Origin of the sequence: Limnohabitans sp., from assembly GCF_038134685.1 — a bacterium.
Classification (GTDB): domain Bacteria; phylum Pseudomonadota; class Gammaproteobacteria; order Burkholderiales; family Burkholderiaceae_C; genus Limnohabitans_A.
Map to the genome: position 1 here is coordinate 61693 of NZ_JAYPVP010000002.1, position 12885 is coordinate 74577.

At 59.3% G+C, this 12885-nt stretch carries 15 protein-coding genes; 12 read left to right on the top strand and 3 right to left on the bottom strand.

Annotated elements, in window-relative coordinates:
* Positions 1 to 89 precede the first annotated feature (89 nt).
* Positions 90 to 410, top strand: a complete 321-nt coding sequence (locus AAFM15_RS01230; protein WP_341684883.1) for a DUF3579 domain-containing protein — start codon at positions 90 to 92, stop codon at positions 408 to 410.
* 107 nt (positions 411 to 517) lie between these two features.
* Here AAFM15_RS01230 and rpsT read toward each other — a convergent pair whose 3' ends face one another.
* The gene (gene rpsT / locus AAFM15_RS01235; RefSeq protein WP_341684884.1) at positions 518 to 820 is read right to left on the bottom strand and encodes a 30S ribosomal protein S20; all 303 of its coding nucleotides are present in this window, start codon (positions 818 to 820) and stop codon (positions 518 to 520) included.
* A 117-nt stretch (positions 821 to 937) separates the two neighbouring features.
* On the opposite strand from rpsT, the gene murJ reads away from it, so the two are divergent.
* A complete protein-coding gene (murJ, locus tag AAFM15_RS01240; protein ID WP_341684885.1) occupies positions 938 to 2503 on the top strand; it encodes a murein biosynthesis integral membrane protein MurJ in 1566 nt (521 codons plus the stop codon).
* A gap of 19 nt (positions 2504 to 2522) precedes the next feature.
* On the top strand, positions 2523 to 3404 hold the full coding sequence (locus tag AAFM15_RS01245) for a tetratricopeptide repeat protein (protein ID WP_341684886.1): 882 nt from the start codon (positions 2523 to 2525) through the stop codon (positions 3402 to 3404).
* Between the two features lie 9 nt (positions 3405 to 3413).
* Here the strand turns inward: AAFM15_RS01245 and purM are convergent, their stop codons facing one another.
* Positions 3414 to 4445, bottom strand: a complete 1032-nt coding sequence (gene purM / locus AAFM15_RS01250; protein WP_341684887.1) for a phosphoribosylformylglycinamidine cyclo-ligase — start codon at positions 4443 to 4445, stop codon at positions 3414 to 3416.
* Positions 4446 to 4587: 142 nt separating this feature from the next.
* Here purM and AAFM15_RS01255 point away from each other — a divergent pair, with 142 nt between their 5' ends.
* From AAFM15_RS01255 to rfbC, 9 genes are all read left to right on the top strand, one after another.
* Complete coding sequence (locus tag AAFM15_RS01255) at positions 4588 to 5667, top strand: AI-2E family transporter (protein ID WP_341684888.1); 1080 nt, start codon at positions 4588 to 4590, stop codon at positions 5665 to 5667.
* Positions 5664 to 6350 (top strand): DnaA regulatory inactivator Hda, encoded by a 687-nt coding sequence (gene hda, locus AAFM15_RS01260; protein WP_341684889.1) that lies wholly within the window; start codon positions 5664 to 5666, stop codon positions 6348 to 6350. Before AAFM15_RS01255 ends, hda begins: the two co-directional genes overlap by 4 nt.
* Entirely contained in the window at positions 6347 to 7012 is a 666-nt protein-coding gene (locus AAFM15_RS01265; RefSeq protein ID WP_341684890.1) for an HAD family hydrolase, read from the top strand. The genes hda and AAFM15_RS01265 overlap by 4 nt, the downstream gene beginning before the upstream one ends.
* Positions 7009 to 8556, top strand: coding sequence for a polynucleotide adenylyltransferase PcnB (pcnB, locus tag AAFM15_RS01270; RefSeq protein WP_341684891.1), 1548 nt, complete (start codon positions 7009 to 7011; stop codon positions 8554 to 8556). The genes AAFM15_RS01265 and pcnB overlap by 4 nt, the downstream gene beginning before the upstream one ends.
* 4 nt (positions 8557 to 8560) lie before the next feature.
* The gene (gene folK / locus AAFM15_RS01275; RefSeq protein WP_341684892.1) at positions 8561 to 9043 is read left to right on the top strand and encodes a 2-amino-4-hydroxy-6-hydroxymethyldihydropteridine diphosphokinase; all 483 of its coding nucleotides are present in this window, start codon (positions 8561 to 8563) and stop codon (positions 9041 to 9043) included.
* Between the two features lie 76 nt (positions 9044 to 9119).
* Positions 9120 to 9767: a DUF47 domain-containing protein gene (locus AAFM15_RS01280; protein ID WP_341684893.1), complete on the top strand. Its 648-nt coding sequence runs from the start codon at positions 9120 to 9122 to the stop codon at positions 9765 to 9767.
* Between the two features lie 18 nt (positions 9768 to 9785).
* Entirely contained in the window at positions 9786 to 10796 is a 1011-nt protein-coding gene (locus AAFM15_RS01285) for an inorganic phosphate transporter (protein WP_341684894.1), read from the top strand.
* A 138-nt stretch (positions 10797 to 10934) separates the two neighbouring features.
* A complete protein-coding gene (gene rfbA, locus AAFM15_RS01290) occupies positions 10935 to 11807 on the top strand; it encodes a glucose-1-phosphate thymidylyltransferase RfbA (RefSeq protein WP_341684895.1) in 873 nt (290 codons plus the stop codon).
* Positions 11807 to 12358, top strand: coding sequence for a dTDP-4-dehydrorhamnose 3,5-epimerase (gene rfbC / locus AAFM15_RS01295; RefSeq protein WP_341684896.1), 552 nt, complete (start codon positions 11807 to 11809; stop codon positions 12356 to 12358). The genes rfbA and rfbC overlap by 1 nt, the downstream gene beginning before the upstream one ends.
* An 18-nt stretch (positions 12359 to 12376) precedes the next feature.
* Here the strand turns inward: rfbC and AAFM15_RS01300 are convergent, their stop codons facing one another.
* Positions 12377 to 12823: a hypothetical protein gene (locus AAFM15_RS01300; protein WP_341684897.1), complete on the bottom strand. Its 447-nt coding sequence runs from the start codon at positions 12821 to 12823 to the stop codon at positions 12377 to 12379.
* Between the last annotated feature and the right edge of the window lie 62 nt (positions 12824 to 12885).

The window sequence follows — 12885 nt, forward strand, 5'->3', positions numbered from 1 at the left end:
TTTCAAGTCTTATATAAGATAGAATACCCTTATCGAGTGGCGTGTGGTGATCCCATGCGTCAGCGTCATGCGTTTTATCCCTCTACCCGATGGTCTCCAATACTGCCAAAGAAGTTTTCATCCAGGGCATCACCCTCGATGGCAAAACCTTCCGTCCCAGCGACTGGGCGGAGCGTCTGGCAGGCGTCATGAGCCCGTTTCGCCCCGGTGGTGCGCGCTTGGGCAGTCACCTGAGTTATTCCCCTTGGTGTATTCCCACCTCTATGGGGGGTGTCAAATGTGTGGTGGTCAACCGTGATTTGCGCGACCATGAACCCATGGCCTGGGATTTCGTCATGAACTTCGCCAAAGACAATCATTTGCAGGTGGTCGAAGCCTGTTTGCTGCCAGATCCTCCGGTAGCCAAATGACCATGAAAAAACCGCCCGAAGGCGGTTTTTTATTTTTTTGCTGACAGCGCACCCGTTTCAAACGGCGGCAGGGCTGGCCCTGCCGGGCTGTGATCCGGTAGAGGGGATCAGGCTGCGGCCAAGGCCAGAGCCTTGACTTTGGCGGACAGGCGGCTCTTGTCGCGAGCGGCCTTGTTTTTGTGGAAGATGCCTTTGTCGGCAATGCTGTCAACCACGGCTTGCATTTTGGCAAACAGTTCGGTGGCTTTGGTTTTGTCACCAGCCACAACAGCTTTTTCCACGTTCTTCACAGCGGTGCGGTACTTGGAGCGCAGCGAAGAGTTGGCGGCGTTGATTTTGGTGTCCTGGCGGACGCGTTTACGGCCAGAGGCCAGACGGGGGTTCTTTTTCTTAGGCTTTCCAGATGCCATGATAATTTTCCTTAGGAGTCTGAGGATGTTGTCAGCAAAGCCAACCATTGTAGCAGGTCAGCGAGAGCCTGCCAATGCAGCACACCCAAGCGTGCGCCAAGCCGCTACACTGCGCATGTGAGCTTGTTCAAATCTGCCTCTGTTGTGTCTTTCCTGACTCTGGCCTCGCGCGTGCTGGGTCTGGGGCGCGAGTTGTTGGTGGCTTCGACTTTTGGAGCCAGTGCCTTGACCGACGCCTTCAATGTGGCGTTTCGCATTCCCAACTTGTTTCGCCGTCTGTTTGCCGAGGGGGCTTTCAGCCAGGCCTTTGTGCCTGTTTTGGCGGGGCATCGCGCTCGTGAAGGAGACGATGCTACACGCGAAGTGATTGACAACGTGGCCACTTGCTTGTTTTGGGCCTTGTTACTGGTCTCGGTGGTGGGCGTGCTCGCCGCTCCAGCCCTTGTGTGGGCGCTGGCCAGCGGCTTGCGTCAAAACGCCCAGGGCTACGACGCAGCCGTGCACATGACGCGCTGGATGTTTCCCTATATTGCCTTCATGTCCCTGGTGGCCTTGTCGGCGGGGATTCTCAACACATGGAAGCGTTTTGCGGTCCCGGCGGCCACGCCGGTCTTGCTCAACGTCAGCATGATTGCAGCTGCCTGGTGGGGAGCGCCGCTGTTTGAACGCGTGGGTCTGCCCGCTATTTATGCCTTGCCCGTGGGGGTCATGGTCGGCGGAGCCCTTCAGCTGGCACTGCAATGGCCAGCACTCAGGCGCTTGAAGCTTCTGCCCGGCATCGCCATGAGCGCCCGGGGCGTTGCGCAGGCCTGGCGCAGTCCGGCCACCCGTGATGTGCTGCGCTTGATGGCGCCGGCTTTGCTGGGTGTAGGTGTGGCACAGGTGTCCTTGCTCATCAATACCCAGATTGCGTCGTACCTGCAAGAAGGCAGTGTCAGCTGGCTCAGTTACGCTGATCGCTTGATGGAGTTCCCGACTGCCTTGTTGGGTGTGGCGCTGGGCGTCGTGCTCATGCCCCAACTGGCAGCGGCACGTGCCAAAGGTGATGCGCACTCCTACAGCGCCATGCTGGACTGGGGGTTGAGGTTGGTGCTGCTGCTGGCCTTGCCTTGCGCACTGGCCTTGTTGGTGTTTGCCAAACCGCTGGTGTCTGTGCTCTACCACTATGGCGCGTTCACAGCGATAGATGTACAGCAAACCACGTTGGCACTGATGGGGTACGGCCTGGGGCTGATGGGGTTGGTGGCCATCAAGGTGCTGGCGCCAGGTTACTACGCCAGCCAGGATATTCGTACGCCTGTTCGTATTGCCATGGTGGTGCTGGTGCTTACACAGTGTATGAACCTGGTTTTCGTACCCTGGCTGGCCCATGCAGGGTTGGCCTTGTCGATCGGCGTGGGCGCTCTCATCAACGCAGCCTGGCTGCTGGCAGGGCTGCTGCGCCAAAAACGCTACACACCTCAAGCGGGCTGGTTACGGTTTTCCGGACAAGTAACGGCCGCTACTGTTGCACTGGGTGTGTGGCTGTGGTGGGCCGCTCAGGCGCTGGACTGGGTGCAACTGAAGGCTCAACCCTTGCAGCGGCTAGGCTGGATGCTGGGCGTATTGTTGGGCAGCGCGCTGGTGTACTTCTCCGGTCTCTGGCTCTTGGGCGTGCGTCGCCAGGCTTTTGTACGCCGTTGAAATTCAGAGGTGATTCATCATGAACATCCCCAACTTTGACCAAACTCCATCGGCACTGGACTACTTTGCCGCACTGGTGAGCAGTGATGAACATTTCCCTTTGCTGGAGGCGGCTGCCAGCATTGCCCTGATCGATGAACCCGAGCTGGATGTGGAGTCGGTGCTGGAAGAAGTGGAACGCATGGTTGATCGTGTGCGCAGTCGCATGATCAGCAGTGCCGATGACCTGACGCGCTTGGCTGTCCTCAACCACGTGTTCTACAAGGACATGGGCTTTGGTCTCAATGCCAATGACTACTATGCGCCGCGCAACAGTTTTGTCAACGAAGTGTTGCGTACGCGCCGAGGCATTCCAGTCTCACTGTCCGTGATCTGGCTGGAAATGGCCCAAGAGCTGGGCTTGCGTGCCCACGGGATTGCTTTTCCGGGTCACTTCCTGGTCAAGGTGGCGCTCGACAGTGGTCTGGTGGTGCTGGACCCCGCAACTGGCGAGTCGCTGGGCATTGACCACTTGTCTGAGCGTCTGGAGCCTTTCCGCGACCAAGAAGATCAGCTGCTCAAACCCGATCTGGACGAGGGTGAGACCCCGCTGGGCCTGTATCTGCAAAGTTGCCCGCCGCGCGATGTGCTCACGCGTATGTTGCGCAACCTCAAAGAGATATACCAGACCCAGCAAGACTGGCCTGCCTGCCTGGCGGTGCTGGACCGCATTTTGGTCTTGTGGCCAGAGTCCTGGGCAGAGCGCCGCGACCGCGGCCTGGTGCACGCCGAGCTGGGTAATGCAGGCCAGGCTTTGTCAGACTTGCAAGCCTATCTGGATGCAGAGCCCCTGGCCGCAGACCAAGGGGCGCTGCAAGCCCGGATCAAGGAGATTGCTTCGCCACTGAGTGGCTCGCAATGACCTTGGGCCTTAAGCTACCACCACCTGTGCGCCGTCGCCTTGAACAGCAATCTGGCCAATGGTATAGACCGTCTCGCCAGCGGCGCGTAGCGTGGCAGAGCAGGCCTCGGCCTGGTCAGCGGCAATCACCACCACCATGCCGATGCCGTTGTTGAAGGTGCGGTTCATCTCGATATCGTCAATGCCAGCGGTTTTTTGCAGCCAGGCAAAGAGTTCTGTTTGCGGCCAGCTGCCTTTTTGCAGGTGGGCGGCCAGGCCCTCGGGCAACACGCGCGGGATGTTTTCCAGCAAGCCGCCACCGGTGATGTGAGCCAGCGCCTTGATCGGATGTGCGGCCAGCGCAGCCAGCACGTTCTTCACATACAGGCGGGTCGGCTCCATGATGGCGGCTTTGAACGGCTTGCCGTCCAGCGTGGCTGGGGTGTTGGTGCCCGCGCGTTCGATGCACTTACGCACCAGTGAAAAGCCGTTTGAGTGCACACCTGCGGAAGCCAGGCCCAGCACCACGTCACCTGCCTGCACGTTTTGACCGGTCAGGATTTTGGATTTTTCGACCGCACCGACCGCAAACCCGGCCAGGTCGTATTCGCCCGCGGGGTACATGCCCGGCATTTCGGCCGTTTCGCCGCCAATCAAGGCGCAGCCCGACAGCTCGCACCCCTTGGCAATGCCGCCGACCACTGCGGCGGCCGTGTCCACATCGAGCTTGCCGCAGGCAAAGTAGTCCAGGAAGAACAGGGGCTCTGCGCCTTGTACCAGTACATCGTTCACGCTCATGGCCACCAGATCGATGCCCACGGTGTCGTGCATGTTCCACTCAAACGCCAGCTTGAGCTTGGTGCCCACACCGTCGGTACCGCTCACCAGCACCGGTTCCTTGTAGCGCTTGGGCACTTCAAACAGGGCGCCAAAGCCACCGATGCCGGCCAGCACGCCTTCGCGCATGGTTTTTTTGGCCAGGGGCTTGATTCGTTCGACGAGTTCGTCACCGGCAACAATGTCCACGCCGGCGTCTTTGTAGGAGAGAGGTGTTTGGCTCATGAGGGGGCCTGCGCATGTGCAGGTCTAATCAGGGTCGATGGGGCCCGATAAACGGTGGGCAGACTAAAATCAGACTCAATTTTAAGGGTTTACCCAAAACGGCTGATCTTCAAGCCCGGCTTTTTATACAAACTCATCTGTCATGACCTCCAATCCTTCATTTGCTCGCTGGCTCGCTTGGGCTGGCCTGGCTGCCCTGGCTGCGCTGCTGGTGTGGATGTTGGCACCGGTTCTTTCCCCTTTTGTGGTGGCTGCAGTGCTCGCCTATGCTCTACAGCCGCTGGTGAAAAAGCTCCATGGCTCAGGTTTGCCTCGCTGGCTGGCTGCAGTGCTGGTGCAATGCCTGGCTGTGCTGGCTCTACTGGGGTTGCTGATGCTTTTGGTTCCCGTGCTGCTCAAGGAGCTGCCATTGATCCAGCAACAGCTGCCGGTCATTGTTGAGCGCCTGGGCGTGGCTCTGGAGCGTTTGCTGGCTCAGTGGGGATTGCCAAGCGTGCCGGATTTTCCCCAGCTGCAGGCGCAGCTGCTCTCTTATCTGAACGATAACCGTGAAGATTGGATCAAGCCCTTGCTGTCTTCGCTCAAGGTGGGGGGCAGCGCGGCCATGGCTGTTTTGGGGCACGCCGTGCTGGTGCCTGTGGCGCTTTTTTTCCTGCTCAAGGACTGGGGCCGTTTGTCCGACCAGGTTCACGTGCTTGTTCCTCCTGCCTGGCGCGCTACGCTGGACAGTTTGCTCCATGAAGTGGACGAAGTGCTTGGCCAGTACCTGCGTGGCCAACTTTCGGTGATGGTGCTGCTGGCGCTTTACTACGCGCTGGGCCTGCGTTTGTTCGGACTCGAACTGGCTTGGCCCATTGGCGTGTTCACCGGCTTGGCCATGTTTGTGCCGTATTTGGGTTTCGGTGTGGGCTTGCTGCTGGCGCTGATGGCCGGGGTGCTGCAAATGCCAGTCGCTGATGCGTTGACCATGGTGGCCGTGGTGTATGGCAGTGGGCAATTGATCGAAAGTTTTTTCTTGACCCCCCGCTTGGTCGGCGAGCGTGTAGGCCTGCACCCACTGGCCGTGATTTTTGCTTTGCTGGCTTTTGGGCAAGTGTTGGGTTTTGTGGGTGTATTGGTGGCGTTGCCTGTCAGTGCGGTGTTATTGGTGGCGTTGCGCCATGTGCGTGCTCGTTACCTCAGCAGTCCGTTGTATCGTGCCAGACCGGAAGGTGACGCGTGAGGCAAATCGCGCTGGACATTGGTCTGGCCCCAGAGCCCTCGTTGGATAATTTTGTGGCTGTGGGCAATGAGGCCGCGCTCAACCACCTGCGCTTATGGACGCAAGATGGCGCACGTGCTCCAGTGCCTACTTACCTTTGGGGTAGGGAGGGCTGTGGCAAAACCCACTTGCTGCGCGCCGTCTATCTGGCTCTGCGCGATCACGGTGTGCCTGTTGGCTGGATGGACGCACACATGCGCCACCCCCCTGAGTTCGATGAGGACTGGCGCGTTGTCATCCTGGACGACGTGCATCTGTACGACGCCGAGCAGCAACACATGGCCTTCAACTGGTTTGTGAACGCGCTCACCCCCCAAACCGGCGACGCCCGCTGGCTACTCGCCTCGGGCAGCGTAGCGCCCATGCAACTGCAACTGCGCGACGACCTGCGCAGTCGCCTGGGCTGGGGTCACGTCTACAGCCTGCACGTGCCAGACGACGACGCGCGCCGCGCCGTACTGCGACAGGCGGCCGATGCCCGCGGCCTGTTTTTGAGCGACGAGGTCATGTCCTATATGCTCAACCGTTTTTCACGCGACCTCTCCAGCCTGATGCAACTGCTGGACAATCTGGACCAATACGCTTTGCAAACCCGTCGGGCCATCACCATCCCCCTGCTCAAATCCATGCTGGAAAACGAATGAAACTGGCCCTTTTCGATCTGGACCACACCCTTTTGCCCATCGACTCCGACTACTCCTGGGGCGAGTTCACCATCACCCTGGGCTGGACCGATGCCAGCAGTTTCAAGCAACGCAACGACGAGTTCTACGCCCACTACCAGGCCGGCACGCTCGATATTCACGACTATGTGCGCTTTGCCACCCAAGCTGTGCGCTTGCAAGGCGCGCAAGCCGCCGCTCAGGCACACGAGCGCTACATGCGCGAAGTCATCACCCCCAACATCCGTCCCGCCGCACAGGAGCTGGTGCGCAAACACCAGGCTGCGGGCGACACCGTCATGATCGTCACCGCCACCAATGAGTTTGTCACCCGCCCCATCGCCCAAGCCTTTGGGGTGAGCGAACTCATTGCCGTGGAACTCGAGCGCGACATCAGCGGCTGGATCACCGGCGAAATCAAAGGCACGCCGTCTTTCAGAGAAGGTAAAGTGCAACGCGTGCAGCAGTGGCTGGCCCACCGCGGTCTGGACTGGAGCGATGTCGACATGCACTTTTATTCCGACTCGCCCAACGACCTGCCCTTGCTTGAGCGCGCCCAACACCCCGTGGCCACCAACCCCGACGAGCGCTTGCGCCAGCTGGCACAAACCCGTGGCTGGCCCATACTGGATTTGTTTCAATGATCAAAAAAATCATCCATAAATTGCTGGGTAAATCTGCCGGCAACCGTCCCGACTTTGGTCGCCGCCACGAAGTGCCGGTTTCTGTACACGGCATCAACCCCGAGCTGGTGGACGAGCGCGCCATTACCGTGGTGCGCACCTTGCACCAGGCGGGTTACGAAGCCTATGTGGTCGGCGGTGCTGTGCGCGACCTGCTGGTCGGTCTGCGCCCCAAAGACTTTGATGTGGCCACCAACGCCACACCCGAGCAAGTCAAAAGCCTGTTTCGCCGCGCCTTCATCATTGGTCGCCGCTTTCGGATCGTGCACGTGGTCTTTGGCCGTGGCCGTGAACACGAAGTGATCGAAGTCTCCACTTTCCGCGCCTACCTCGACAACAGCGCTGCCGAGCAAGTCAAAGGCAACGAAAAAACCAGCAAACGCGCCCTCGAAGGCGTCAAACACGCGGTCGACGCCAGCGGCCGTGTGCTGCGCGACAACGTCTGGGGCCCGCAAGACGAAGACGCCACCCGCCGCGACTTTACGGTCAACGCCATGTACTACGACCCGCAAACGCAAATCGTGGTCGACTACCACGGTGGCATTGCTGACGCCCAAAAACGTGTACTGCGCATGATTGGCGACCCCCAATCGCGCTACCGCGAAGACCCGGTGCGCATCATCCGCGCCGTGCGCTTTGCCGCCAAACTCAGCCCCTTGGGCTTTGCCATCGAGCCTCGCACCGCCAAGCCCTTGGCCAGCATGAAAAAACTGTTGGCCGACGTGCCCCAAAGCCGCCTGTTTGACGAAATGCTCAAACTGCTGCAAACCGGCCATGCGCTTGCCTCCATTGCGCAGCTGCAAACCCTGGGCCTGGCCAAAGGCATTTATCCGCTGCTCGACATCGTGGTCGAACGTGCCCAAACCGATTTTGTGCGCGCCGCCCTGGCCGACACCGACCGCCGCGTGGGGGAGGGCAAGCCCGTCGCCCCCAGCTTCTTGCTCGCGTGTGTGTTGTGGCAAGACGTGCGCCAAGCCTGGCAAGAGCGCCTGGCCCAAAAAGAGCACCCCTTCCCCGCGCTGCAAGGCGCCATTGACGAGGTGTTTGACACCCGCATTGGCGACGTCTCTGGCCGCGGCAAGCTCGGCGCCGACATGCGCGAAATCTGGATGATGCAACCCCGCTTCGAAAAACGCGTGGGCAGTACCCCCTTCAGCCTGGCAGAGCAACCGCGCTTCAGGGCCGGGTTCGACTTTTTGCGCCTGCGTGCGGATGTCCAGGAAGTGCCCGAAGAGCTCGCAGATTGGTGGCAGGAATTCAGCCTGGCCGACGAGCAAACTCGCGCCGAACTGGTCGAGCAAGCCCGCACCCAGCAACAAGCCAAACCCAAAACCCGCACCCGCCGCGTCAGCAAACCCAAGCTGGACACGGCTGCTCCCGAAGCGGCCAGCAGCGAAGTGCAGGGCAGTGCAGGCGAGGGCGAAGCCAGCCCCGCCAAAAAACGCCGCCGTCGCCGCCGCAAGCCAGCGGGCGGCGCAGCAGGCGAGGGTGGTAGCGAAAGCTAAGCCCTTGTCCACGCGCCCCCCCGTCACTGCCTACATTGGCCTGGGTGCCAATCTGGGCCAGGCTGCGCAAACCCTGCGCTGGGCGGTGGCGCAAATGGCGCAGTGGCCCGGCGTACAAGTGCAAGCCGTGTCCGACCTGTACCGCACCGCACCGTTCGAGGCCCAAGGCCCCGACTTTGTGAATGCCGTGGCCGCGCTGCACACGCCCCAAACCGCACCCGATCTTCTGCAAAACCTGCTGGCGCTGGAGCTGCAAGCCGGGCGTGAGAGGCCCTACCGCAACGCTCCCCGCACGCTGGACCTGGACTTGCTCTTGTACGGCCACGCCAGCATCAGCAGCCCGCACCTCACGGTGCCGCACCCCCGCATGCATGAGCGCGCTTTCGTTCTTGTACCTTTGGCACAAATTGCGCCAGCGCTGGTAACTCCCGATGCATTGCGCGATGTGAAAAATCAGGCCGTTTCCAAGCTTGAGTCCTGGGGCTAAGCGGTTAAACTTCTTCTGTCATAAAAGTGTCACGTCACAGAAACGGTCGTGTCACCCAAACCGTCAGGAGTACCGCATGTTGTTTGCCAAACTGCTGCCCAAAGAGGGCAATTTTTTTCATTTATTCAATCAACATGCAGATCGTGTTGTTGAGGCTGCACGTGCGTTCTCGAACCTGGTAGCCAATTACCAGGATGCGCACCTGCGCGAAAAATACAACCGCGATGTGGACAACGCCGAACATGCAGCAGATCGTGTCACCCAGGAAGTCAACCGTTTGTTGCACACCACGTTCATCACTCCGATCGATCGTGAGCAAATCCATGCGCTGATCAACATGATGGATGATGTCGCCGACCTCATCCAGGACTCAGCCGAGACCATGGCCCTGTATGACGTCAAGCACATGACTGACGAAATTTCGCGCCTGACCGACCTTTCGGTCAAGTCTTGCGAGCGCTTGCAAGATGCGGTCAAGCTGCTCGCTCGTATTGGTGAGCCCGCTGTGGCCGAAGCTGCGCTCAAGACCTGCGAGGAAATTGACCGTCTGGAGTCGGACGCTGATCGTGTGTTGCGCAGCGCCATGAGCAAGCTCTTTCGTGACGAGCCCGATGTGCGTGAAATCATCAAGCTCAAAGCGATTTACGAGTTGCTCGAAACCATCACCGACAAGTGCGAGGATGTGGCCAACCAGATCGAGGGCATCGTCCTCGAAAACTCCTGATCCGGACGGGACTGCGCGATGGAAACCGTGCAAGCTGCTTTCTGGATCGTCTCGCTGCTGGTGGTGCTGGCGCTGGTGTTTGACTTCATGAACGGATTTCATGATGCGGCCAACTCCATTGCGACCGTCGTGTCCACCGGAGTGCTCAAACCCTCTCAGGCAGTGGTGTTTGCAGCCTTCTTCAACTTTGTAGCCATCTTCATCTTTCACCTCAGCGTGGCAGCCACCGTCGGCAAAGGCATTGTCCAGCCTGGGGTGGTGGACGTGAACGTGGTCTTTGGGGCCTTGACAGGCGCCATCGTCTGGAACGTGATCACCTGGTATTACGGTATTCCCAGCAGCTCTTCGCACGCCCTGATTGGTGGCATTGTCGGAGCTGTGATCGCCAAGGCGGGCACGGGTGCGTTGCTGTCTTCGGGCATCATCAAGACCGTGTTGTTCATCTTCGTTTCACCTTTGCTGGGCTACTTGCTGGGCTCTCTCATGATGGTGCTGGTTGCCAACATCTTCCGTCGTACCCGACCGCTCAAAGTGGACAAATGGTTCCGTCGTTTGCAGCTGGTCTCGGCCGGTGCCTATAGTCTGGGGCACGGCGGTAACGATGCTCAAAAAACCATTGGCATCATCTGGATGATGCTCATTGCTACCGGGTACGCCACAGCTGCCGACAAGGCACCTCCTACATGGGTCATCATCAGTTGCTACCTGGCCATCGGTCTGGGCACCATGTTTGGGGGGTGGCGCATCGTCAAAACTATGGGCCAGAAAATCACCAAACTCAAGCCCGTTGGCGGCTTTTGTGCCGAAACGGGGGGAGCCATGACCTTGTTCCTGGCTACCGCGCTGGGCATCCCCGTGTCCACCACCCACACCATCACCGGTGCCATCGTCGGCGTGGGTTCTACTCAGCGAGCCAGCGCCGTGCGCTGGGGAGTGGCGGGCAACATTATCTGGGCATGGGTGCTGACTATTCCAGCCAGCGCTTTTGTGGCTGGTATCGCTTATGGGGGTAGTCTGTACCTCTTCTGAACAGCTTGAGATACAGACCAAGGGCCGCATTCACTGCGGCCCTTTCATTTACAGCATGGCCTTGCCTGAGCTGCCTCTTGGTTTCTGGCATCACGCATGGCGCATACGCTATGCTTGGAACGATTGGAAAGCATGTTTATGACGCAACGCAAAGGCATCATTCTGGCTGGTGGCTCGGGCACCCGGCTGTATCCCGTCACGCAGGCCGTGAGCAAGCAGCTCATGCCGGTGTACGACAAGCCTATGGTGTACTACCCGCTCACCACGCTGATGCTTGCGGGCATACGCGATGTGCTGCTCATCAGTACCCCGCAAGACACGCCGCGCTTTACTGACCTGCTGGGCGACGGCAGTCAGTGGGGCATGAATATTCAGTATGCGGTGCAGCCGAGTCCGGACGGGCTGGCGCAAGCCTTCATCATCGGCAAAGACTTTGTGGGCAAGCACCCGAGCACGCTGGTGCTGGGCGACAACATCTTTTACGGCCATGACCTGGTCAAGCTGCTGTCCAGCGCCAATGCACGCACCCAGGGCGCGAGTGTGTTTGCCTACCATGTGCATGACCCCGAGCGTTATGGTGTGGTCGACTTTGACCCCCAGCAACGCGCCCTCAGCATTGAAGAAAAGCCCGCCAAGCCCAAGAGCAACTACGCCGTGACCGGACTGTATTTTTACGACCAGCAGGTGTGCGACATCGCGGCAGACATCAAACCGTCGCCACGCGGTGAGCTGGAAATCACCGACGTCAACAAACGGTACCTTGAACAAGGCCAACTCAATGTCGAAATCATGGGCCGTGGCTACGCCTGGCTGGACACCGGCACGCACGACAGCCTGCACGAGGCGGCAGGCTTTATCGCGACTTTGCAAAAGCGACAGGGTTTGATGGTGGCCTGTCCTGAGGAAATTGCCTTTGCCCAAAAGTGGATTGATGCCGCAGCCATCCAAAAGCTCGCAGCTCCGCTGGCCAAGAACGGCTACGGTCAATACCTGCTGAACTTGCTTAAATAATGCCTTACACCGTAACCTCTACTGCGATTCCCGATGTGCTGATCCTCGAGCCGAAGGTGTTCGGTGATAGCCGGGGTTTCTTTTTTGAGAGCTTCAACGCGCAGGACTTTGCCAAGGCTACCGGCCTGAATGTTGAGTTTGTGCAGGACAACCACAGCCGCAGCAGCCAAGGGGTGTTGCGTGGGCTGCACTACCAGCTGCAGCAGCCGCAGGGCAAGCTGGTGCGCGTGGTGCGCGGCGCTGTGTTTGACGTGGCCGTGGACATCCGCAAAAGCTCACCCACGTTTGGCCAATGGGTGGGCTGCGAGCTGACCGAAGACAATCGCCGTCAAATGTGGGTGCCTCCGGGTTTCGCACACGGCTTTGTCGTGATGAGCGCGTCGGCTGACTTTTTGTACAAAACCACCGACTATTACGCCCCCGCGCATGAGCGCTGCATCGCCTGGAACGATCCGGCCATTGGCATCCGCTGGCCCCAGGGCATCGCGCCGCAGTTGTCGCCCAAAGACCAGGCCGGACTATCGCTGGCGCAGGCTGAGGTGTTTGGGTGAGCAGCCCAAATTGCCGTTTTATTGGCTGATCAGACGTGCTGCTTCGATCTGATATTCAAAGTAGCGCTGAAAACTGAAGACCAGGCTGGACATCAGGATTGCGGTCCCGATCAACAGGGATACAGCGACGCCACCGATGGTGAGCCAGCTGGTTTGTCCTGCAGGGTGTTCAACCGAGTGTTCTGGATTGAACCTGGCGTTCCACTTTTCAGTTGGCATCAGGCCATAAACGATGGCGTTGAGCGCACAGGCGGCGATGTTGAAGCCCAACAAGGGAATAAGCCACCAGCTCATCATGTCATCCAAACCGAACGCCTGGACACGGCTTATACCGTAAAGTCCCAACGCAGTCGGGACAGGCATCAGCCAGCCGAGCCAGTCACCCAAGCCGTGCAAGTAAAACCGGTGCAAGCCCAGTGGGCCGCCAAAGAACGTTAGCCAGGTCGAGAGGGTCTTGCTTTTCATGTACGCATTATCGTGTCGTTTGTCTCTGCGAGCGCAGCGCGACAGTCTAAAAGGTTATAATC